Annotated in this window: 21 protein-coding genes; 20 read left to right on the top strand and 1 reads right to left on the bottom strand. The window is 38.7% G+C overall.

The genetic code is table 11. The features are described from left to right. The first annotated feature begins 256 nt into the window (after positions 1 to 256). From gpr to A8L44_RS10330, 17 genes are all read left to right on the top strand, one after another. Positions 257 to 1,348, top strand: a complete 1,092-nt coding sequence (gene gpr / locus A8L44_RS10410; RefSeq protein ID WP_175354282.1) for a GPR endopeptidase — start codon at positions 257 to 259, stop codon at positions 1,346 to 1,348. Between the two features lie 71 nt (positions 1,349 to 1,419). After that, complete coding sequence (gene spoIIP / locus A8L44_RS10405) at positions 1,420 to 2,592, top strand: stage II sporulation protein P (protein WP_066105286.1); 1,173 nt, start codon at positions 1,420 to 1,422, stop codon at positions 2,590 to 2,592. 25 nt (positions 2,593 to 2,617) lie between these two features. Continuing rightward, positions 2,618 to 2,950 (top strand): DUF3679 domain-containing protein, encoded by a 333-nt coding sequence (locus tag A8L44_RS10400; RefSeq protein WP_066105283.1) that lies wholly within the window; start codon positions 2,618 to 2,620, stop codon positions 2,948 to 2,950. Between the two features lie 159 nt (positions 2,951 to 3,109). Next, entirely contained in the window at positions 3,110 to 4,945 is a 1,836-nt protein-coding gene (lepA, locus tag A8L44_RS10395) for a translation elongation factor 4 (RefSeq protein WP_066105279.1), read from the top strand. Positions 4,946 to 5,042: 97 nt separating this feature from the next. After that, positions 5,043 to 6,173 (top strand): radical SAM family heme chaperone HemW, encoded by a 1,131-nt coding sequence (gene hemW, locus A8L44_RS10390; RefSeq protein ID WP_066105276.1) that lies wholly within the window; start codon positions 5,043 to 5,045, stop codon positions 6,171 to 6,173. 115 nt (positions 6,174 to 6,288) lie between these two features. Further along, the gene (hrcA, locus tag A8L44_RS10385; protein WP_066105273.1) at positions 6,289 to 7,323 is read left to right on the top strand and encodes a heat-inducible transcriptional repressor HrcA; all 1,035 of its coding nucleotides are present in this window, start codon (positions 6,289 to 6,291) and stop codon (positions 7,321 to 7,323) included. A 63-nt stretch (positions 7,324 to 7,386) separates the two neighbouring features. Then, on the top strand, positions 7,387 to 7,968 hold the full coding sequence (grpE, locus tag A8L44_RS10380; protein WP_066105271.1) for a nucleotide exchange factor GrpE: 582 nt from the start codon (positions 7,387 to 7,389) through the stop codon (positions 7,966 to 7,968). A gap of 42 nt (positions 7,969 to 8,010) precedes the next feature. Then, a complete protein-coding gene (gene dnaK / locus A8L44_RS10375) occupies positions 8,011 to 9,837 on the top strand; it encodes a molecular chaperone DnaK (protein WP_066105268.1) in 1,827 nt (608 codons plus the stop codon). A 156-nt stretch (positions 9,838 to 9,993) separates the two neighbouring features. Continuing rightward, positions 9,994 to 11,115, top strand: coding sequence for a molecular chaperone DnaJ (dnaJ, locus tag A8L44_RS10370; protein WP_066105265.1), 1,122 nt, complete (start codon positions 9,994 to 9,996; stop codon positions 11,113 to 11,115). Between the two features lie 21 nt (positions 11,116 to 11,136). Then, positions 11,137 to 12,075: a 50S ribosomal protein L11 methyltransferase gene (prmA, locus tag A8L44_RS10365; protein WP_066105262.1), complete on the top strand. Its 939-nt coding sequence runs from the start codon at positions 11,137 to 11,139 to the stop codon at positions 12,073 to 12,075. A 201-nt stretch (positions 12,076 to 12,276) separates the two neighbouring features. Further along, on the top strand, positions 12,277 to 13,023 hold the full coding sequence (locus A8L44_RS10360; RefSeq protein WP_066105259.1) for a 16S rRNA (uracil(1498)-N(3))-methyltransferase: 747 nt from the start codon (positions 12,277 to 12,279) through the stop codon (positions 13,021 to 13,023). Positions 13,024 to 13,028: 5 nt separating this feature from the next. Beyond that, positions 13,029 to 14,381 carry a tRNA (N(6)-L-threonylcarbamoyladenosine(37)-C(2))-methylthiotransferase MtaB gene (gene mtaB / locus A8L44_RS10355; RefSeq protein ID WP_066105256.1) on the top strand — a complete coding sequence of 451 codons (1,353 nt, stop codon included), beginning with the start codon at positions 13,029 to 13,031 and terminating at the stop codon, positions 14,379 to 14,381. Between the two features lie 240 nt (positions 14,382 to 14,621). Continuing rightward, the gene (gene rpsU / locus A8L44_RS10350) at positions 14,622 to 14,795 is read left to right on the top strand and encodes a 30S ribosomal protein S21 (RefSeq protein ID WP_066105253.1); all 174 of its coding nucleotides are present in this window, start codon (positions 14,622 to 14,624) and stop codon (positions 14,793 to 14,795) included. Between the two features lie 15 nt (positions 14,796 to 14,810). Then, on the top strand, positions 14,811 to 15,260 hold the full coding sequence (locus tag A8L44_RS10345; RefSeq protein WP_066105252.1) for a GatB/YqeY domain-containing protein: 450 nt from the start codon (positions 14,811 to 14,813) through the stop codon (positions 15,258 to 15,260). 153 nt (positions 15,261 to 15,413) lie between these two features. Further along, on the top strand, positions 15,414 to 16,730 hold the full coding sequence (locus tag A8L44_RS10340; protein WP_066105250.1) for an NfeD family protein: 1,317 nt from the start codon (positions 15,414 to 15,416) through the stop codon (positions 16,728 to 16,730). Between the two features lie 31 nt (positions 16,731 to 16,761). After that, a complete protein-coding gene (floA, locus tag A8L44_RS10335) occupies positions 16,762 to 17,760 on the top strand; it encodes a flotillin-like protein FloA (protein WP_066105247.1) in 999 nt (332 codons plus the stop codon). 37 nt (positions 17,761 to 17,797) lie between these two features. Further along, positions 17,798 to 18,349, top strand: a complete 552-nt coding sequence (locus A8L44_RS10330; RefSeq protein WP_066105245.1) for a hypothetical protein — start codon at positions 17,798 to 17,800, stop codon at positions 18,347 to 18,349. A 147-nt stretch (positions 18,350 to 18,496) separates the two neighbouring features. Here A8L44_RS10330 and A8L44_RS10325 read toward each other — a convergent pair whose 3' ends face one another. After that, on the bottom strand, positions 18,497 to 19,003 hold the full coding sequence (locus tag A8L44_RS10325; RefSeq protein ID WP_066105242.1) for a DUF1648 domain-containing protein: 507 nt from the start codon (positions 19,001 to 19,003) through the stop codon (positions 18,497 to 18,499). A gap of 405 nt (positions 19,004 to 19,408) precedes the next feature. On the opposite strand from A8L44_RS10325, the gene yqfC reads away from it, so the two are divergent. Genes yqfC through A8L44_RS10310 form a run of 3 tightly spaced genes read left to right on the top strand, consistent with a single transcriptional unit; the run spans position 19,409 to position 21,873 of the window. Next, a complete protein-coding gene (yqfC, locus tag A8L44_RS10320; protein ID WP_066105239.1) occupies positions 19,409 to 19,693 on the top strand; it encodes a sporulation protein YqfC in 285 nt (94 codons plus the stop codon). 17 nt (positions 19,694 to 19,710) lie between these two features. Beyond that, positions 19,711 to 20,898 carry a sporulation protein YqfD gene (yqfD, locus tag A8L44_RS10315; protein ID WP_066105236.1) on the top strand — a complete coding sequence of 396 codons (1,188 nt, stop codon included), beginning with the start codon at positions 19,711 to 19,713 and terminating at the stop codon, positions 20,896 to 20,898. Between the two features lie 3 nt (positions 20,899 to 20,901). Next, positions 20,902 to 21,873: a PhoH family protein gene (locus A8L44_RS10310; protein WP_066105233.1), complete on the top strand. Its 972-nt coding sequence runs from the start codon at positions 20,902 to 20,904 to the stop codon at positions 21,871 to 21,873. Positions 21,874 to 21,986: the final 113 nt, after the last annotated feature.

Genomic DNA, 21,986 nt, shown 5'->3' with positions numbered 1-21,986 from the left:
CACCTCCAGAAGAACCGAGATTATGTCAACTCGATATTCTAATCAAATAACATTCACAACATATGATATTCTATCAAAATGTATGTCTTTATGCAATACTCAGATGCATCAAATCAAAAAAAACCATAGTGATAAGTAGTTTTTTCTGTTTAAACAAAGCTCTTTACATATTAAAAGAATGAGAAGAAAGAAATACGGGGAAAATAGCTCCTAAAGATCATTTCATGGGGGTAATCATTTGAATAAAGATTTAGATATGAGTCAGTATCAAATAAGGACTGATTTGGCTATTGAGGCTAGGGAACTGGCTATTCCGCTATCTGACGCACCGGACACATCGAATATCGAAGGTGTAATTTTTAAAGAGCGAGAGATGGATGGGATTAAATTATCGCATGTTGAAATAACGAAAGAAGGCGAAAAACAGGTAGGAAAAAAGCCTGGCTTTTACATAACACTGGAAGTTCAAGGAATTCGTGAGCAGGATTCTGAGCTGCAAAAAAAAGTCGAGGTTGTGTTTGCTAAACAACTGGCCTATCTAATAGACCGAGTTGGATTAAAAAAAGATGCACATTGTCTTGTTGTAGGATTGGGAAATTGGCATGTAACACCGGATGCTCTTGGTCCTACGGTAACGGATAATTTAATCGTAACTAGGCATCTGTTTAAATTTCAGCCTGAATCTGTTTCTGAAGGATTTCGTCCGGTCAGTGCCATCTCACCAGGGGTTATGGGTGTGACGGGAATTGAAACCAGCGATATTATTAAAGGAATCGTAGACAATATTCATCCTGATTTCATCATTGCTATTGATGCACTGGCAGCTCGTTCTATTGAACGTGTAAATACTACCATTCAAATTACAGATACCGGAATTCATCCTGGATCTGGTGTGGGCAATAAACGGAAAGAACTTAGTAAGGAAACATTGGGAGTGCCAGTTATCTCGATTGGTGTACCAACAGTGGTGGATGCTGTATCGATTACCTCTGATACAATTGATTATATATTGAAGCATTTTGGACGTGAATTAAAAGAGGGAGACCGTCCTCGCCGAGCTCTTGCTCCGGCCGGGATGACATTTGGAAAGAAACGTAAATTAACAGAAGAAGACTTACCGGAAGAAGAGCACAAAAAGACATTTCTTGGTATTGTAGGCACACTATCCGATGAGGAAAAGAGAATGCTGATTCGTGAAGTGCTCGCTCCTTTGGGACATAATTTAATGGTTACGCCTAAGGAAGTGGATGTATTCATAGAGGAAATGGCAAACTTGATAGCCAATGGTATGAATGCAGCTCTGCATGAGGCCATAAATCAAGATAATACAGGCTATTACACACATTAATCTCCGAGTATGGTTCTAGTTACTCTATCAAAGCATACATTTTACTAGAATGCTTCTGAAAGGGTGGAACCATGAAAGCAAAAAAACCTAGTTTTGTTGTAGTTGCACTTCAAGCAGCCACCATCATTCGTTTCATACTGATTATACTTGTTACGATGGTTTTTATATTTTTGATAACCGGATTATTGACATCGCTTAAACCAGAATTTCGACCAAGTTCAGATTCGGTGAATGAAGCGACTGGACAAGTTCCCGGTAAAATTTTATATAAGTATTTAGGGCAAGGGAATAAGTACTTTTTGCAATCATTCCCCGAAGAGGAGACAGAGTCTGTTTCGAGGCAGATTTTCCAATCACTGACAAATATCTCATTAAATGATCCACGGAGTTTATTGGGACATGAGCTACCGGGATATTCCTTGTTTGATGGGGAGATTTTAGTGGCAGGTGAGGGTACTAATTACACAAATATGCCAATTGAGTCTCCTCCATCAGAGGAAGCTATGGAAAAAGATACAGAGACTGAGGAAATCGTGGATGAAGAAGAACCTGTTAAACCAGAACAGGCTGGTACTCAGAAAACGAAAGAAGAAGTGATGTACATCTATTTCTCACATACAAGGGAATCGTATCTTCCTTTATTAAAAGGTGTGACAAATCCTAATTCTGCCTTTCATTCAAAAGCAAATGTCACGCTTGTCGGTGAGAAGCTCAAGAAGTCGCTTGAAGCGAAAGGCATTGGGACAAAGGTAGATAAAACAGATGTTAATGCCATATTGAACAAGAAAGGGCTGCAATATGGCAGTTCATACAGCCAATCGCGAAGTCTTGTCCAAGAGGTTATGGCTAACGACAAAAACTTGAAATATTTTATTGATGTTCACCGTGATTCGCAGCGAAAAAAAGTGACGACTATTTCAATTAACGGAAAAGCTTATGCTAGATTATGCTTCATTATTGGTGGTGAAAATCCAAATTATGAACAGAACTTAAAGTTGGCAGAGGAGATGCACAAGAAAATTTCAGAAAAATATCCTGGTTTAAGTCGCGGTGTCTTTGAAAAAAGAGGTGCGGGGACGAATGGGAAGTTTAATCAAGATTTATCCGGAAATGCCATGTTAGTTGAAGCTGGCGGTGTGGATAATACATTGGACGAATTAAATGCTTCAATGGAAGTGTTAGCTGATGTATTAGCTGAGCATTATTGGGATGCCGAGCCAGTACAGGGAAATGCTGCAGAGTGAGAAATAAATAAAGGAGAATGCCAAGATGGGTAAATTTATTTTAAAAATAAGTATGCTTCTTTTCCTCCTTCTCTTTGGGGTCATCCTGGGAATGCAGCTGGCCAATCAAAATATGAAAAAAATGCAGGGATATGATGATCCAAAAATGTATGAAGCCTTTACAATTGATAAACAGGATGACGGAGACATTAACGCTACGGTTCTCGGAAATCAGGTTTCGACAACTGACCTGGAGGAAAAGAAAAAGGAAATGGAAGAATGGAAGGCATTTAATGTTTTATCCAGTGCAGGGAAAGGCATATCTGATACCTTAACAAGTTTATTTAAAGGGATGGCAGGAATGATTTCAGATGAATAATATAATCCAAGCGAGCTCGTACGGAGCTGATTAAAACTCCGCGAGCTTTCTTTATTTATCTATTTAATTCCCTCATTTCTCCTAAACCGTTTACGGTTTGAATTTATTTCTGCTATAATCAGTAATATCTGTGTTTTGAAAGTAACAGGAGTGAACAGAATGAATAATCAGGAACGGCTAAAACGACAAAGTAAAATCCGTAACTTTTCGATTATTGCTCATATTGACCATGGGAAATCGACATTAGCGGACAGAATATTAGAAAAAACGAATGCTCTTACTTCCAGAGAGATGAAAGACCAGCTTCTTGATTCCATGGATTTGGAAAGAGAGCGCGGAATAACAATCAAATTGAATGCTGTTCAATTGAAATATAAGGCGAAAGACGGCGAGGAATATATTTTCCATTTAATTGATACTCCGGGACACGTGGATTTCACGTATGAAGTATCCAGAAGTTTGGCAGCTTGTGAAGGTGCTGTGCTAGTGGTCGATGCTGCACAGGGAATCGAAGCGCAAACTTTGGCCAATGTTTATTTGGCATTAGACAATGATTTGGAGATCTTGCCAATCATTAATAAAATAGATTTGCCTAGTGCTGACCCGGAACGCGTTCGTGGTGAGATTGAAGATGTAATTGGGCTGGATGCATCTGAAGCTGTTCTTGCCTCTGCTAAAGCTGGTATCGGGATTGAAGAAATCCTCGAACAAATTGCGGAAAAAGTACCTGCTCCAACTGGAGATCCCGAAGCTCCTCTGAAAGCATTGATTTTTGATTCAATCTATGATGCATATCGTGGAGTCATCGTATCCATTCGAGTGATGGAGGGTACGGTAAAACCGGGTGATAAGATCAGAATGATGGCGACAGGTAAGGAATTTGAAGTTCTCGAGGTGGGTGTCCATACTCCAAAAGCAACTCTATGCGATGAACTAACAGTAGGAGATGTTGGATTCCTGACAGCTGCCATTAAAAATGTCGGCGATACACAAGTCGGGGACACAATCACCAATGCTAAAAATGGAGCAACAGAACCATTACCGGGGTATCGCCGTATGAATCCGATGGTTTATTGCGGTCTATATCCAATTGATACAGCAAAATTTAACGATTTACGTGAAGCACTTGAAAAACTGGAGCTAAACGATTCTTCCTTGCAATATGAACCAGAAACCTCTCAGGCGCTTGGATTTGGTTTCCGTTGCGGATTCCTTGGATTATTGCATATGGAAATTATCCAGGAAAGAATTGAACGTGAATTTAATATTGATTTGATTACAACGGCACCAAGCGTAATTTATAAGGTTAAGATGACAGATGGCAGTGAGATTAATATCGATAATCCATCTAACATGCCTGACCCGCAAAAGATTGAAAGTATTGAGGAGCCATATGTAAAAGCTACCTTGATGGCACCAAATGATTTTGTCGGTGCAATTATGGAGCTTTGTCAAATGAAGCGTGGGAATTTCATCGATATGCAATATGCTGATGAGAACCGCGTAACTATCATTTATGAACTGCCATTATCCGAAATTGTTTATGATTTCTTTGACCAATTAAAATCAAATACAAAAGGATATGCATCTTTTGACTATGAGTTAATTGGCTACCAAGAATCTAAACTGGTTAAAATGGACATCTTATTAAACGGTGAAACCGTTGATGCATTGAGCTTTATCGTTCATAGAGACTTTGCATATGAGCGTGGAAAAATTATTGTAGAAAAGTTGAAGGAGCTTATTCCTCGACAACAATTTGAGGTGCCTATACAGGCAGCAATCGGCAATAAAATCATTGCACGTTCTTCGATTAAAGCAATGAGGAAGAATGTACTTGCAAAATGTTACGGTGGAGATATTTCACGTAAACGTAAACTATTAGAGAAACAAAAAGAAGGTAAAAAACGCATGAAACAAGTTGGTTCTGTAGAAGTTCCGCAAGAAGCGTTTATGGCAGTTCTGAAGATGGATGACTCCAATTCAAAAAAATAAAATAGTAAGAAAAGCAGGCCAGACATTTTTGTTCTGGCCTCTATTTTATTATGATAGATATAACGTTTTTTTTCGATCTTAGAAAGGGGTGTTGGAATTGGTTAAAAGTTTATATATCCACATTCCATTTTGTACACAAATATGTCACTACTGTGATTTTAATAAATTTTTTATTCAGAACCAGCCGGTGGATGAATATATCCAAACATTATTGACTGAGATGGATTTATATAATCTGTCTCAAAATGAACCCTTATCCACTGTTTTTATTGGGGGAGGTACTCCATCTGCTTTAGAACCTCTGCAGCTGGAACAATTGTTATTTTCCATGAAAGAAAAAGTTACGCTTGCGCCAGGGTATGAATACACAGTTGAGGCCAATCCAGGTGATTTGTCAAAGGATAAATTGAGAATTATGAAGGAAGCAGGCGTCAACCGATTAAGTCTGGGTGTTCAATCATTCAACGAAGAACTATTGAAAAAGATTGGCCGTGCGCACAATGTCAAAGATGTGTATGAGACCATTGATATGGCAAGAGAAGAAGGTTTTGACAACATTAGCATTGACTTGATTTATTCCTTGCCCGGTCAAACACTCAGTGATTTAGAGGATACAGTAGATCGCGCTTTACAATTAAATCTTCCGCATTTTTCAGCTTACTCTTTAATTATTGAACCGAAGACTGTGTTTTATATCATGCTCAATAAAGGTAAATTATCCTTACCGGGTGAGGATGCTGAGGCTACTATGTATGAATATGTCATGGAACGTTTAGTAGAAGTGGGCTACAATCAATATGAGATTTCAAATTTTGCAAAAAAAGGATTTGAAAGCAGGCATAACCTCGTATATTGGAACAATGAAGAATACTATGGTCTTGGTGCTGGTGCTCATGGATACCTCGATGCTGTCCGTTATCATAATCATGGACCCTTGAAGAAATATATGAATGCTATTCAGGATGGCAGGAAGCCGATCGTTGAGCAAGCAACCGTTACGCGAAAGGAACAAATGGAAGAAGAGATGTTTTTGGGGCTTAGAAAAATGGAGGGAGTTTCTCTGGAACATTTCCAAAAGAGATTTTCTGTAAACATAAATGACGTATTTGGGGAAACAATAAAAAGAATGGTTTCAGAGGGGTTATTGGAGTTGGTAAACGGAAGAGTCCGACTGACACATCCGGGTAAATTAATGGGGAACGAAGTGTTCCAGGCATTTTTATTATAGTTTAAAAATGAGAGAGAAAACATAATCATAACCGTTGACACATAACGACGGTTTTGTTACTTTATTTATAGACTTAGCACTCAGTAGTAAAGAGTGCTAACAGGGGTGATTATCGATGTTAACAAATAGACAACTGGCAATTTTACAGGTGATCATCGATGATTTTATTTCTACCGCCCAACCTGTGGGGTCCAGAAATATTTCCAAAAAAGAAGGCATTTCGCTAAGTTCTGCCACAATCAGAAATGAAATGGCTGATTTAGAGGAAATGGGGTATCTCGAAAAAACACATACCTCTTCAGGGCGTATTCCCTCTGAAAAAGGGTATCGGTACTATGTGGATCATCTTGTTTCACCTCAGCAGCTGCAAAAGGATGATGTTCTTAAGCTTAAATCTGTTTTTAAAGAGAGATTATTTGAGTTAGAGAAGATAGTGCAACGTTCTGCCGGCATACTATCCGAAATTACGAATTATACGGCGATTATGCTTGGACCTGCTGTTTTAGAAAATCACTTACGTCGAATCCAAATTGTACCGCTTGATACAAATAAGGCAATTGCTATCATCGTGACGGATACTGGTCATGTTGAAAATAAAATGATTTATCTTCCTCCAGGATTTGATATGAATGAAATGGAGAGAGTGGTAAATATCCTGAATGATCGCTTGAGCGGTGTACCATTGGTGCAGCTTAAAGATAAGATTTTCAGGGAAGTAGCTGTATTATTAAAACAGCATATTACAAATTATGATATGGTTCTGCAAATGCTAGCAACATCTCTGCAATTGCCGGAGAACGAGAAACTTTTCTTTGGCGGTAAGGCGAATATGCTAAGCCAGCCTGAATTTCATGATATTGAAAAAGTAAAGGCAATTTTTAAAATCATGGAACAGGGAAGAGACTTGTATGAGTTGGTCAGTAAAACACATGAAGGAATCAATGTGAAAATAGGCACCGAAAATAATAATATGGCGCTTGAAAACTGCAGTATTATCAGCACTACCTACTCCATTGGAGACGAGAATCTTGGAACTATAGCTATTCTTGGACCTACTCGGATGGATTATTCCAGAGTGATGAGTTTATTGTCATTTTTTGCGAATGACTTAACTGAGATGCTGACAAAACAGTATCAAAATAAAAAGTAACGGTAATAGTAGTAATACTGCTTTAACGTATATAGAACAACACTTTCAGGGAGGTGAGAAGCAGTGTCTGAAAAAAATCAAGATAATATTGAAGAAATATTTGATGAAGCAGAAGAAAATAAAATGAATGATACAGCCTCTGAGGAAACCACTGAAACAAGTGAACCTGTTGAGGAAGCTTCCGAAAATGATGGGGATAGCAAAGTAGCTGAACTAGAAAAGAAATTGCAGGAAGCTGAAGCAAAATATGTTCGTCTTTATGCAGATTTTGATAACTATCGCCGCCGTGTTAAATTGGATGCTGAAGCAGCGCAAAAATATAGAGCTCAATCTCTTGTAACAAATCTTTTGCCTGCTTTAGATAATTTTGATAGGGCGATAAATAGTACAACTGAAACAGATGAAACAAAACCGCTTCTTCAAGGAATGAATATGGTTTTAACAAGTATTTTATCTGCCTTGAAAGAAGAAGGTGTAGAGGTAATCGAATCAGTAGGTCAAGAATTCGACCCTCATGTTCATCAAGCGATTATGCAGGACAATAACGAAGAATACGGTTCAAATATCATTGTGGAAGAATTCCAAAAGGGTTATAAATTAAAAGACCGGGTTATTCGACCATCAATGGTTAAAGTGAATCAGTAATCAAACACATAGGCTACATAATTAATGGGAGGTAAAAAGTAAATGAGTAAAATTATTGGTATTGACTTAGGAACTACCAACTCTTGTGTATCCGTATTAGAAGGCGGAGAACCAAAAGTTATTCCAAATCCAGAAGGTAATAGAACCACTCCATCTGTTGTTGCATTTAAAAACGGAGAACGTCAAGTTGGGGAAGTAGCGAAACGCCAAGCTATCACAAACCTGAATACGATCAGCTCCATCAAACGCCATATGGGTACAGATTACTCAGTAAATATCGAAGGAAAAGATTACTCTCCACAAGAAGTATCTGCGATTATTCTTCAATATTTAAAATCCTATGCTGAAGAATACCTGGGAGAAAAAGTAACAAAAGCTGTTATTACAGTACCTGCTTACTTTAACGATGCTGAACGTCAAGCAACAAAAGATGCTGGCCGTATCGCTGGTTTAGAAGTAGAACGTATTATCAACGAACCAACTGCTGCTGCATTAGCGTATGGTTTGGATAAAACTGAAGAAGATCAAAAAATCCTTGTATTCGACCTTGGCGGCGGTACATTTGACGTATCCATCCTTGAGCTAGGTGACGGTGTATTCGAAGTACGCTCAACAGCTGGTGACGCACGTTTGGGTGGAGATGACTTCGATAACGCAGTAATGGAATATTTAATCGAAGAATTCCGCAAAGAAAATGGAATCGATCTATCTAAAGATAAAATGGCTCTTCAACGTTTGAAAGACGCTGCTGAAAAAGCGAAAAAAGATTTGTCAGGTGTAACATCTACACAAATTTCCTTGCCGTTCATCACTGCGGGTGAAGCAGGTCCATTGCACATGGATTTAACATTAACACGCGCGAAATTCGATGAAATCACTGCTTCTTTAGTAGAAAGAACAATGGGACCTACTCGCCAAGCTCTTCGTGATGCAGGCTTGTCTCCGGCTGAGATTGATAAAGTTATCTTAGTTGGTGGTTCTACTCGTATTCCTGCTGTTCAGGAAGCAATTAAAAAAGAAACTGGTAAAGAGCCTCATAAAGGGGTAAACCCTGATGAAGTTGTTGCTATGGGTGCAGCAATCCAAGGTGGAGTTATCTCCGGTGACGTTAAAGATGTTGTATTACTTGATGTAACTTCTTTATCTCTTGGTATTGAAACAATGGGTGGAGTATTTACTCGTTTAATCGACCGTAATACAACAATCCCAACTAGCAAATCTCAAATTTTCTCTACAGCAGCTGATAACCAAACAGCAGTAGATATCCATGTTCTTCAAGGGGAACGTCAAATGGCAGCAGATAACAAAACGCTTGGTCGCTTCCAATTGACTGATATTCCACCGGCACCACGCGGAATCCCGCAAATTGAAGTAACGTTCGATATTGATAATAACGGTATCGTTAATGTACGTGCAAAAGATCTTGGTACAAATAAAGAGCAGGCGATTACGATTCAATCAGCTACAAGCTTAAGCGATGAAGAAATCGATCGCATGGTTAAAGAAGCGGAAGAAAATGCAGAAGCAGATAAAAAACGTAAGGAAGAAGCTGAATTACGTAACGAATCTGATGCTTTAGTATTCCAAACAGAAAAAACATTAAAAGATCTTGAAGGTAAAGTAGAAGAAGCTGAAGTTCAAAAAGCAACAGAAGCTAAAGATGCTTTAAAAGCAGCAATTGAGAAGAATGATCTTGCTGAAATGAAAGAGAAAAAAGAAGCATTGCAGGAAATTGTGCAAGCTCTTAGCGTGAAACTTTATGAGCAAGCTGCTCAAGCTGCGCAACAACAACCAGGTCAAGATGGTGCGGGCAAGGCTGATGATGTCGTAGATGCAGAATTTACTGAAGTTGACGACGACAAAAAATAATGATTGAACGTAAAAAAGTCAAAGTCAGGATCTCCTTGACTTTGACTTTTTTTAACAAATTGGACATTTTCTGTTTATATTGCGCCGCAGCTTAGTCAAGTGGTACAATGATTTTTATGTGAAACGACGGATTATATAGAATCAGGAGTGTGAGGAATGAGCAAACGGGATTATTATGAGGTGTTGGGGGTTGGCAAAAATGCCTCGAAGGATGAGATAAAAAAAGCATATCGCCGCCTTTCCAAGCAATATCATCCTGACCTCAATAAAGCAGCAGATGCTACGGAAAAATTTAAAGAGATCCAGGAAGCTTATGAAGTGTTAAGCGATGATCAAAAGAAAGCGAGATATGATCAATTTGGCCACGAAGATCCAACACAGGGATTTGGTGGAGGCGGAGCTGGTTTCGAAGGCTTCGGTGGTTTTGAAGATATATTCAATTCTTTCTTTGGCGGAGGGGGAAGAAGAGATCCAAATGCTCCCCGTCAAGGTGCAGACCTGCAATATACAATGACATTATCATTTGATGAAGCTGTATTTGGTACAGAAACGACCATTGAAATACCGAAAGAGGAAGAGTGTGATACATGTAAAGGGTCAGGAGCAAAACCTGGCACAAAACCGGAAACATGTTCTCACTGTAATGGTACAGGCCAATTAAATGTAGAACAAAATACTCCATTCGGACGAATTGTGAACCGCAGAGTATGTCAACATTGCAGTGGTACAGGAAAAATTATTAAGCAGAAATGTGCTACCTGTCACGGTAAAGGTTCTGTGAAAAAACGGAATAAAATTCAAATCAAAGTACCTGCAGGTGTTGATGATGGTCAACAATTACGTGTTCCTGGTAAAGGTGAACCTGGTATTAATGGCGGCCCTCCGGGAGACTTGTTTGTTGTGTTCCAAATCAGACCGCATGAATTCTTTGAGCGTGATGGTGACGATATTTACTGTGAAATGCCTATTACCTTTGCACAGGCTGCATTGGGTGATGAAATTGAAGTTCCAACCATGCATGGTAAAGTGAAACTGAAAGTGCCGGCTGGAACACAAACAGGTACTCGCTTCCGCTTAAAAGGAAAAGGTGTTCCTAATGTTAGAGGATATGGTCAAGGTGATCAGCACATCCGTATTTTAGTTGTAACGCCAACCAAATTATCCGATAAACAAAAAGAATTAATTCGCGAATTTGCTGAAATCAGTGGTCAAGGACAATTAGATGAACATGATGAAGGTTTTTTTTCGAAAGTTAAAAGAGCAATAAAAGGTGAATAAACAGGTAGGAGTTGGTAGAAAATGAAATGGTCCGAATTATGTATTCATACAACGAATGAAGCGATCGAACCAATATCGAATATATTACATGAGGCTGGTGCAAGCGGGGTAGTGATTGAAGATCCGCTTGAATTGGTTCGTGAAAGGGAGAATGTATTCGGAGAAATCTATCAACTTAATCCTGCTGATTTTCCTGAAGAAGGCGTACTTATTAAAGCTTATCTCCCTGTCACAAGTTTCCTTGGTGACACAGTAGATGGCATTAAGGACCTTATCAATAATCTAATAAAATATGATATCGATCTAGGTCATAATAAAGTAACCATCAGTGAGGTTAATGAGGAAGAATGGTCTACTGCATGGAAAAAGTATTACCATCCAGTAAAGATTTCGGAACAAGTCACAATCGTTCCGACGTGGGAGGAATACACTCCGGTTCATACAGATGAAAAAATTATTGAATTGGATCCAGGCATGGCATTCGGTACAGGTACACATCCTACAACTGTACTTTGTATTCAAGCACTTGAGAAAACAGTCAAACCTGGGATGAAGGTCATTGATGTAGGGACTGGTTCAGGGGTACTTACAATCACTGCTGCTAAATTTGGCGCCGAGTCTATTTTGGCGCTTGATCTGGATGAGGTAGCTGTGAACAGTGCCAGGGTGAATTGTAAATTAAATAAGGTACATGATAAAGTTACAATTAAACAAAATGACCTTTTAAAAGGAATTGAATTTGAAGCAGATATAGTTGTAGCCAATATTTTGGCTGAAATTATTGTACGTTGTACAGAAGATGTAGCCAGAGTGCTTAAACCAGGCGGAACCTTTATATCTTCCGGCATCATCCAGCAAAAACGCCGGGAAGTGGAAGAAGCTATTCAGAAAGCCGGACTTGTAATTGAGGATGTCATGACAATGGAAGACTGGGTCTCCATTACAGCTCGTAAATTATAAGTTTTACTTGTTTTAAGTGAAATCACCACATCAAGGTGGATGTTAGAGTATAGTGGGAGTTCAAACTCCCACTTACTTAAGTTAAGGACTCTAGCGGAAGACCGGAATTTCGTAAGGGATTATTAGGCAGGAGCCTAAACGTTTTTCCGCCGCAATAATGCTTTAGGCGTTATTGATTTTAAGGATAGAAAGGTGCAGGCCATGCAGAGATATTTTATTGAGAAATTAGAAAATCAATTTGAAGTAACGATAACCGGAGATGATTTTCACCATATGACCCGGGTCATGCGAATGAATCCAGGTGATACATTTTATGGAGTTATTGATAAAAAAACGGCGATCGTCAAAATTGAATCCATTCAAGATAAAGCTCTGACTGGCCGCATTATTGATTGGATAGAAGGAACAAAAGAACTGCCCATTCAAGTTACCATTGTGAACGGTTTGCCTAAAGGGGATAAACTAGAATTGATTATCCAAAAAGGGACAGAATTGGGTGCAAATACCTTTATCCCTTTTAATGCAACTCGTTCTATTGTAAAATGGGATTCTAAAAAAGCTGCAAAGAAAACAGAACGGCTTCGGAAAATAGCGAAGGAAGCTGCAGAACAATCCCATCGTACTGAAATACCCAGTGTTTACGATCCTGTAGATATTCGCAGATTGTTAGATCTTGCTGAAAGCTATGATTATAAGCTAGTTGCTTATGAAGAAGACGCTAAGCAAGGGGAATCTTCGCAATTGGCGAAAACAATTAGAGGGATGGTACCAGGGCAGTCTCTTTTAATGGTATTTGGCCCTGAAGGCGGCTTGGATACCGCGGAAGTGAATCAACTTTTAGAAAATGGCTTTCAAACATGCAGTCTTGGACCGCGTATTTTACGTACAGAGACTGCTCCTTTATACGCATTGTCAGCCATATCTTATCAATTAGAATTAGCGAGGTGAAGGGAATGGCAACTGTAGCGTTCCATACATTAGGATGTAAAGTGAATCATTATGAGACAGAAGCGATATGGCAGCTGTTTCAAGCTTCAGGATATGAAAGAGTCGATTTTGAACAACGCTCGGATGTTTATGTTATTAATACATGTACTGTTACGAATACAGGAGATAAAAAAAGCCGGCAGATTATTCGCAGGGCAGTGCGTAAGAATCCTGATGCTGTTATTTGTGTAACGGGTTGTTATGCACAAACCTCACCGGCAGAAATTATGGCGATTCCAGGAGTGGACATAGTTGTTGGAACGCAGGACCGTGATAAATTAATAGGTTATATCGATACGTATTTAACTGAAAGACAGCCTATTAATGGCGTAAGAAATATCATGAAAACGAGAGTTTATGAAGAAATGGATGTACCTGCTTTTACAGATCGTACGCGTGCCTCCCTGAAAATTCAGGAAGGATGTAATAACTTCTGTACATTCTGTATTATTCCTTGGGCGCGCGGATTGCTACGCTCCCGTGATCCGCAGGAAGTTATTCGTCAAGCTCAGCAGCTTGTCGCAGCGGGCTATAAAGAAATTGTCCTGACAGGTATTCATACAGGTGGTTATGGTGAAGACTTGAAGGATTATAATCTCGCTATGCTATTGAGAGAACTCGATCAAAAAGTGGCAGGTTTGAAACGAATTCGTATTTCATCCATTGAAGCCTCTCAAATAACAGATGAAGTGATTGAAGTATTGCGTGAGTCTGATAAAGTAGTGCCTCACTTGCATATTCCGATACAATCAGCTTCTAATACGGTCCTTAAACGTATGCGTCGTAAGTATTCTACTGAATTCTTTGCAGAAAGACTGGAAAGATTGCGTGAAGTACTTCCTGACTTAGCGGTTACATCAGATGTGATTGTTGGGTTCCCTGGTGAAACAGAGGAAGAGTTTATGGAAACATATAATTTCATAAAAGATCATCGTTTCTCTGAACTGCATGTATTCCCTTATTCCAAACGTACTGGTACACCAGCTGCCCGCATGGAAGATCAAGTGGATGAGGATGTTAAAAACGATCGAGTGCATCGCTTGATTTCACTATCTGAGCAAATTGCGAAAGAATATGCTTCCAGCTATGAAAATGAAGTTCTAGAAGTGATTCCAGAGGAACTATATGAAGATGGAGAGACAAAAGGACTCTATCAAGGATATTCAGATAACTATTTGAAAGTCGTGTTCCCTGCAACGGAAGATATGGTTGGAAAGATTGTGAAAGTAAAAATTACAAAAGCCGGATATCCATACAATGAAGGACAATTTGTCCGTGTGATGGATGATATAGTCGAACAAGCTGTAGTTAATTCATAATATTAGGCAGTGGGGCTGGTGCAGATTGCATCAGCCCGTTTTTATTTTTTTAAAATGAGGTATATATAGATAGGAAGATTGGAGAGTTTAAATCTGTATTATAAATATCATTTAATTAACCTACACGATTATAGGAATAACAGTTGACCTTGAACGACACATATATTATAATTTGAAGGTACATGGTTTCCTTCTATGTGTAGGAAATTAGAGTTGTTGTGCTCGGAGGGAGGGAAAGAGATGTCTAAAACAGTCGTTAAGAAAAACGAATCGCTTGAAGATGCTCTTCGACGCTTCAAACGCACAGTTTCCAAGCAAGGTACTATGCAGGAAGTAAGAAAGCGCGAATTCTATGAAAAACCTAGTGTAAAACGTAAGAAAAAGTCTGAAGCTGCGAGAAAACGCAAGTTCTAAAAGAGGTGCCCTTAAATGAGTCTTGTTGAGCGTTTAAACAGCGATATGAAACAAGCTATGAAGAACAGAGAAAAAGACAAGCTCTCCGTCATCCGAATGGTGAAGGCTTCTCTTCAAAATGAAGGAATAAAGCTTGGTAAACAAGAATTATCCGAAGATGAAGAGTTAACCGTACTTTCTCGCGAATTAAAGCAACGCAAAGACTCCCTCCAGGAATTTGATAAAGCAGGACGCCAAGATTTGGTCGAAAAGCTTCAATCAGAAATCGAGATTGTCGAGGCATATTTGCCACAGCAATTATCCGAGGATGAGTTAAATGCGATTGTTACTCAAGCGATTGCCGAGACGAATGCCACTTCCAAGGCTGACATGGGCAAAGTAATGTCCGCAGTCATGCCAAAAGTGAAGGGTAAAGCTGATGGATCTTTAGTCAATAAACTTGTACTGCAAAATCTTACAAAATAAGACGTTTAAAACCCGCAATTTTAATTGCGGGTTTTTTATATCCCGTAAATTAATTATATGATGAATATCAAAGTATTGTGAAACTTATGCATGTAAATAACGTATAATGAATTAAGACGTCAAAAATGGAGAAGAAAGGAGGGGTGAACAGGTATGAGGAAAAGATGGTGGTCAATTATGATCATCTTTGCATTTTTTTTAATTGGAATTGCAGGTCCGCCGTCAGGAAATGCGAATACTGATAAAGTATACATAGTCCCTCTGCAAAATGAGGTGGAAAAAGGTCTATCTAACTTCCTGAAAAGAGCAATAGCAACCGCTGAGAAGGATGGGGCAGAAGCGATTATATTCGATATTAATACACCTGGCGGGGCGGTAGATGCAGCAGATGAGATCGGTGAAACATTTGCAAATACTAAATTAAAAACAATAGCCTTTGTTAATAACCGAGCCCTATCTGCCGGTGCATTTATTTCTTTAAATGCTGATGAGATCTATATGGTACCCGGTGCAACAATGGGTGCAGCTGCTGTCATAACATCTGATGGTAATGCAGCTGATAAAAAAGCGCAATCCTATTGGCTTGCAAATATGCAAAAGGCTGCTGAATCAAGTGGAAGAGATCCGTTATATGCTAAAGCAATGGCTGATGAGGATATTGATTTGCCAGAGTATGGAGCGGAAAAAGGAGAGCTGCTTACGCTGACAGCAAACCAGGCTGTAAAGGTTGGTTATAGTGAAGGTACAGTTGGAAATCAAAAGGAATTATTAAAAACGCTGGGATATGAAAAAGCTGAATTAATTCAATTTGGTGAAAGCTTTGCTGATAAAGTAGCCCGTTTCCTTACGAATCCTATTGTGATTCCTATTTTATTGTCGATTGGCACAATAGGTCTTGTCGTTGAGCTTTATTCACCTGGTTTTGGCTTACCTGGTTTTGCCGGTATTACGTCTCTGTTATTGTTTTTTTATGGACATATGGTATCAGGTCTGGCCGGATATGAACCGTTAATCTTATTTATAGTTGGAATAGCATTCCTATTACTGGAATTATTCCTTCCTGGCGGTATTGTAGGAATTATTGGTTTTATGGCAATTATAGCAAGCTTCTTTCTTGCTGCGGGGGATGTGGAGCATATGGCAATCGCAATATTAATTGCATTGATTGCAGGATTTATAGCAAGTGTGATATTAATTAAAGTATTTGGAAAGAAAATGACAGCCTTTAATAGGATTATACTCACAGATTCTACGAATACGGAGAGTGGATATGTTTCCAATATTAATCGTCATGATTTAGTTGGAAAAGTAGGTGTTCTTGTCACTGACCTGCGTCCTTCTGGAACACTCTCGCTTGAAGGGGAAAGAATTGACGTGGTAAGTGAAGGTAGTTTTGTAACGAAGGGAACGCATGTCAAAGTAATTAAAACAGAAGGTTCCCGTATAGTAGTACGACCATTAGATTCATAATAATTAGAAGTATGAAGGGAGTTATAAACAAATGGTATTAACATCAGCATCTATTTTTGCTCTTGTGGGCATTGCTTTAGTTATCATTTTATTGGCAGTACTATTCACTTTTGTACCAGTTATGCTTTGGATTTCAGCAATCGCTTCAGGAGTGAGAGTAAGCATCTTTACATTGATTGGGATGAGATTGCGTCGAGTATCTCCAAGCCGTGTTATCAATCCTTTAATTAAAGCGTCAAAAGCAGGTCTAAATGTAACAACGAATCAACTGGAAAGTCATTATCTAGCCGGTGGTAATGTAGATCGGGTTGTTAATGCGCTAATTGCGGCTCATCGTGCCAATATTGATTTGACATTTGAACGTTGTGCAGCTATTGACCTTGCAGGACGTGATGTGCTGGAAGCTGTACAAATGAGTGTTAACCCTAAAGTCATAGAAACGCCGTTTATTGCGGGTGTTGCTATTAATGGGATTGAGGTTAAAGCAAAGGCTAGAATCACTGTACGTGCCAATATTGAGCGTTTGGTTGGGGGTGCAGGTGAAGAGACTGTTATCGCGAGGGTTGGTGAGGGTGTAATCTCCACCATTGGTTCCAGTGAAAGTCATACAACTGTGTTGGAAAATCCGGAACGTATCTCTCAAACTGTCTTAAGTAAAGGTCTGGATGCCGGAACAGCATTTGAGATTTTATCTATTGATATAGCTGATGTGGATATCGGCAAAAATATTGGTGCAGAGCTGCAAACAGAACAAGCAGAAGCAGATAAAAAAATTGCGCAAGCAAAAGCTGAAGAGCGCCGTGCTATGGCGATTGCACAAGAACAAGAGATGAAAGCAAGAGTAGAAGAAATGCGTGCAAAAGTTGTTGAGTCTGAAGCCGAAGTACCGCTTGCAATGGCTCAAGCTTTCAAAGCGGGGAATATGGGCGTTATGGATTATATGAACTATCAAAACCTTGCATCTGATACACATATGAGAGAATCCATAAGCAAAGCCAACAAGGATGATCGAAATACAGATGATGAATAATTTCCCTATCTGATTGCTGGGAAAGGAGGTCCTGCCCATGAGTATGGGAGCTATATGGGATAATCCCATTATCCTGTTTTTGATTATAACTTTAATAAGCTGGTTCTTTCAAAGGGATAAAGGTACAGAGAAGCCTGATGAAACGCAAAATAGAAAATATACATCTCCTCCAAAAAACAAAAGTGAACCTGTTAAGGGACAATCACAACCTATTGGGGGGAAACAGGATGATGATATCCGGAAAAAAATCCAGGAACGCGAAAGAGAAATTAAAAAGAAATTAAGCGGGCATCCTGATTTGCAAAGAGAAGCAACCTCTCTTGCTCAAACAATAAAGGAGCAGTACGAAGCTCAGAAGAAGAAAGTACAGCAAGCTGAGAAGCCGGTTGTTATAAAGGAAACCCCGGTTGATGTAATTGTCCCGAGGGAATTCAAGCCAATAGTTCAAAAAGCAGTAAAACAAGCAACAGAAAGACATGTCAAGCCTTCTAAACAGGGATTTGATGTACGGAATATCAACCTGCAGGAAGCGTTTGTTATGTCAGAAATATTGGGTCCTCCCCGTTCAAAAAGGAAACAGATTAGATAAAAGTTACTTATAGTGCCTGCAGACAGAAACTTTTTGAAGTTTTCGTCTGCAGTTTTTTTATTGTTAAAAATGAAACTTTTCCAGAATTACATAGATCAACGCAGAGAGTTTGGCGTCTATCAAGAATAAGGGAAATCGAGAATTTGGCTATCTAATCTTACTTTGTTTAATTATGCCTAATATGATGGGGATAGAAACACCCACTATTAATACTGGTAAGAACCATGCTCCAAGTCCGTCGCCCCATTCTAACGCGATTGAAACGGATTCAATAATAATTAATGTAAAAATAATGAGACAAATAGCTTTTAATTGATTTGTTATTTTTCTGCTATTTAAATAAAATTCTTTAGCGTTCTCTTTGTTTAATCGTTGAGGATAATTATGTGATTCTGGAAATTTCTCGACAAAATGCATTGATACAGCAAGAAATGCACCTATAATAGGCAAAATAAGAAGTTCTAGTTTTGAACCCCAACGATCAACTTCGCCCTTAGCATTAAAATGAGCTGGTACTTTATCTGGAAGTTCACCCCAAATATAGATTAAAAAAAGTAAAGATCCAATATAACATGAATAACCAATAGTATCCCATATCCTCTCACTTTTTGTTTTCGGTATGTGTATTTTAGGTCTTGCATTAGATTTTGGCATTCCGGTCAGCTCCTTTATTTACCCTCAATTATATAGTTGAAAGTCCACTTTTACATGATTTAGGTTATTTAATTGAATAGTCTGAATTAACTTTTACAAAATATTTTAACATTTAATCCCAATTCTTTCTATGGTAATTGGTCATAGCTTTTACTTGATTGATTTAAACAGATGAAATCTGACCAATCAAACTCTACAACACTATTTGCTAATCAAGTAAACGTTAGAATGTACATCGGATTATAAATGATAACAACGTCTTCTCTCCGTCAGATTATTGATAACGGAACGTTTTAATTAAGCATTTAATGACCTCTTAACGAATAAGTATGATTATGAGGTGATTTTACAGAACAGCCTGTAACGATTACGAAGATATTAACCGGCGGAAAGGGAGGTTTCCTTATGGCTCGTGCATGGGGGTATCGTTTGAAGAGGTGGGTCACGGCCGCAATGGACCTGCCCCAGGATATCATGATGGATTTGCCAAGGATTACGATGGTGGGTCAAATTCATATTTACATAGAGAATCATAAAGGCTTACTTACATTTTCAGACCAGGAATTAAGATTGCTGCTTAAGAACGGACAACTCCTTGTCAAAGGTCAGGCTTTTGTATTAAAAACTATTCTTCCGGAAGAAATCTTACTTGAAGGGAAAATTGATCAAGTTATATTCCTCGAAGAATAACCTAATAGGAGGTTCTTATGAAAAACCAATGGACGAATACTATTACTGGCTATATTAAAGTGAAAATAAAGGGACAAGGTACAGAACGATTTATAAACAGAATGCTTAAAGAGGGTATTCAAGTTTGGGATGCGAAAAATATGGGCACAGAAACAGTTGTTTTTTATATGAAGCTATCTGACGTTCCTCAATTGAGGAAGGCAGTAAGAAACAGCGGCTGTAAGGTCTCTTTTTTAGAAAGAAGAGGAGGGCCTTTTTTTGCCTTAAAGCTGAAAAGGTACAGTGGTCTCGTGGTCGGTGTGATGATGTTTTTTATGATCATTTTTATTCTATCCAATATGATTTGGGGGATAAAAATAGAAGGAGCCAGTCCGGCAATTGAACATCAAATCAGTAAAGAATTGGATGATATGAATATAAAAGTTGGGAAGCTCCAGTTTGCTGTTGGGGATATGGAAGATATACAAAAGGAGCTCAGTGAACGGGTACCGTCCATTACCTGGATTGGCGTACAGCTGGAAGGGACGACCTTTCATTTTCAGGTTGTTGAAAAAAAGCAGCCTAAAAAGAATTCTGCTGATTTATATGTGAATCTCATTTCCGCAAAAAAAGCGACCATTGTCCAAACGATGGTTGAAAGAGGACAAGGCTTAGTAGAAAAGCATCAGGTTGTCAGCAAGGGGCAAATCCTGGTTAGCGGTTTTATTGGTAAAGAGGATAATCAAAAATTTGTAGGAGCTAAAGGAAAGGTCATGGGTGAAGCCTGGTATAAAACAAGCGTGGAGGTTCCGCTCGAAACGAATTTATATGTGTTTAATGGTGATGCTAAAAATAAATACAGTCTAAGTTTTGGAAATGCCCATGTGCCGATATGGGGATTTGGTGAACATAACTTCAAAGAATATGAAGTGGAAGAGGATGAAAAAACATTTAAATTTTTGAAGTGGGAGGTTCCTATTGCCTTTCATAAAAAGATCTATCGCAGTAAAGAAAAGGTGACACGGATCTATACAAAAATCGAGGCGGAGAAGCAGGCGATGAATATGGGGAAAAAGGATGTTCTAAAGAATGCCCCTGATGATGCAACTATTTTGAATGAAAAAATTTTGAAAAACCAGCTTGACAATGGTAAAGTTAAAATGACTATACATTATAAAGTTTTAGAAAATATTGCAATCGGACAACCGATGATTCAAGGAGACTAAGGAATGTCAGAGAAGTCTAAATTGATTAATTTACAATTGGAATCACCAAATGAGGCAGTTGAACTATTTGGTGTACATGATAGTAATCTGAAGATATTGGAAAGCGAGCTTGGAGTCAGTATTGTTTCCAGGGGCGAAACAATAAGTGTGTCCGGTAATCCTGAGAACTTAGAAAAAGCGGATGAGATTCTGCAAACGCTTTTAGTCATTATACGAAAAGGAATTAAAATCGGACCTCGTGAGGTTGTTTATGCCATAAATTTATCCAATAGCGGTACATTGGAGTATTTTTCTGATTTATATGATGAGGAAATTGCCAGAAGCGCTAAAGGTAAATCAATTCGTGTAAAAACATTGGGCCAGAAAGAATACATCTCTGCTATTAGAGCAAAAGATCTAGTATTTGGAATTGGACCTGCCGGAACAGGAAAAACGTATTTAGCTGTTGTTATGGCTGTGACTGCGTTGAAAAATGGACATGTTAAACGAATTATTTTAACAAGGCCAGCTGTCGAAGCAGGTGAAAGCTTGGGCTTTTTACCGGGAGATCTAAAAGAAAAAGTGGATCCATATTTACGACCTCTTTATGATGCTCTTCATGACATCTTAGGATTAGAACAAACAACCAGGCTGATTGAGCGTGGCACAATCGAAATAGCTCCCTTAGCCTATATGCGGGGAAGAACGCTTGATGATGCATTTGTAATCCTGGACGAAGCTCAAAATACAACACAGGCCCAAATGAAAATGTTTTTAACTCGACTGGGATTTGGCTCTAAAATAGTTGTTACGGGTGATACTTCACAAATAGATCTGCCACGTGGTGTCCAATCAGGGTTAAGGGCAGCTGAACGAATATTAAAAGATGTTTCAGGCATTAAGTTTATCCACCTAGATCAAACTGATGTGGTCAGGCATCCGCTTGTTGCAAAAATCATTCAGGCATATGAAAATTTTGGACCAACTCAACAGTGATAATAAAGTTAAGAAACATGCCACAGAATCAACTGTGGCTTTTTTTATTATAAATTTGTTATTCTTACAATTGTAAGTGAAAGGAACAATAAAACCTGTTATTATTACAGAAA

The organism is Bacillus sp. FJAT-27986, assembly GCF_001685035.1.
Lineage (GTDB): Bacteria > Bacillota > Bacilli > Bacillales > Pradoshiaceae > Pradoshia.
The sequence above is the reverse complement of the archived record's forward strand: the minus strand, read 5'-3'. Positions and strand labels throughout refer to the sequence as shown.

What these genes read in the sequence shown, in the direction of transcription:
- gpr (WP_175354282.1), top strand. Translation starts at nt 257, where the DNA reads ATGAGTCAGTATCAAATAAGGACTGATTTGGCTATTGAGGCTAGGGAA.
- spoIIP (WP_066105286.1), top strand. Translation starts at nt 1,420, where the DNA reads ATGAAAGCAAAAAAACCTAGTTTTGTTGTAGTTGCACTTCAAGCAGCC.
- A8L44_RS10400 (WP_066105283.1), top strand. Translation starts at nt 2,618, where the DNA reads ATGGGTAAATTTATTTTAAAAATAAGTATGCTTCTTTTCCTCCTTCTC.
- lepA (WP_066105279.1), top strand. Translation starts at nt 3,110, where the DNA reads ATGAATAATCAGGAACGGCTAAAACGACAAAGTAAAATCCGTAACTTT.
- hrcA (WP_066105273.1), top strand. Translation starts at nt 6,289, where the DNA reads ATGTTAACAAATAGACAACTGGCAATTTTACAGGTGATCATCGATGAT.
- dnaK (WP_066105268.1), top strand. Translation starts at nt 8,011, where the DNA reads ATGAGTAAAATTATTGGTATTGACTTAGGAACTACCAACTCTTGTGTA.
- dnaJ (WP_066105265.1), top strand. Translation starts at nt 9,994, where the DNA reads ATGAGCAAACGGGATTATTATGAGGTGTTGGGGGTTGGCAAAAATGCC.
- prmA (WP_066105262.1), top strand. Translation starts at nt 11,137, where the DNA reads ATGAAATGGTCCGAATTATGTATTCATACAACGAATGAAGCGATCGAA.
- A8L44_RS10360 (WP_066105259.1), top strand. Translation starts at nt 12,277, where the DNA reads ATGCAGAGATATTTTATTGAGAAATTAGAAAATCAATTTGAAGTAACG.
- mtaB (WP_066105256.1), top strand. Translation starts at nt 13,029, where the DNA reads ATGGCAACTGTAGCGTTCCATACATTAGGATGTAAAGTGAATCATTAT.
- rpsU (WP_066105253.1), top strand. Translation starts at nt 14,622, where the DNA reads ATGTCTAAAACAGTCGTTAAGAAAAACGAATCGCTTGAAGATGCTCTT.
- A8L44_RS10345 (WP_066105252.1), top strand. Translation starts at nt 14,811, where the DNA reads ATGAGTCTTGTTGAGCGTTTAAACAGCGATATGAAACAAGCTATGAAG.
- A8L44_RS10340 (WP_066105250.1), top strand. Translation starts at nt 15,414, where the DNA reads ATGAGGAAAAGATGGTGGTCAATTATGATCATCTTTGCATTTTTTTTA.
- floA (WP_066105247.1), top strand. Translation starts at nt 16,762, where the DNA reads ATGGTATTAACATCAGCATCTATTTTTGCTCTTGTGGGCATTGCTTTA.
- A8L44_RS10330 (WP_066105245.1), top strand. Translation starts at nt 17,798, where the DNA reads ATGAGTATGGGAGCTATATGGGATAATCCCATTATCCTGTTTTTGATT.
- A8L44_RS10325 (WP_066105242.1), bottom strand. Translation starts at nt 19,003, where the DNA reads ATGCCAAAATCTAATGCAAGACCTAAAATACACATACCGAAAACAAAA.
- yqfC (WP_066105239.1), top strand. Translation starts at nt 19,409, where the DNA reads ATGGCTCGTGCATGGGGGTATCGTTTGAAGAGGTGGGTCACGGCCGCA.
- yqfD (WP_066105236.1), top strand. Translation starts at nt 19,711, where the DNA reads ATGAAAAACCAATGGACGAATACTATTACTGGCTATATTAAAGTGAAA.
- A8L44_RS10310 (WP_066105233.1), top strand. Translation starts at nt 20,902, where the DNA reads ATGTCAGAGAAGTCTAAATTGATTAATTTACAATTGGAATCACCAAAT.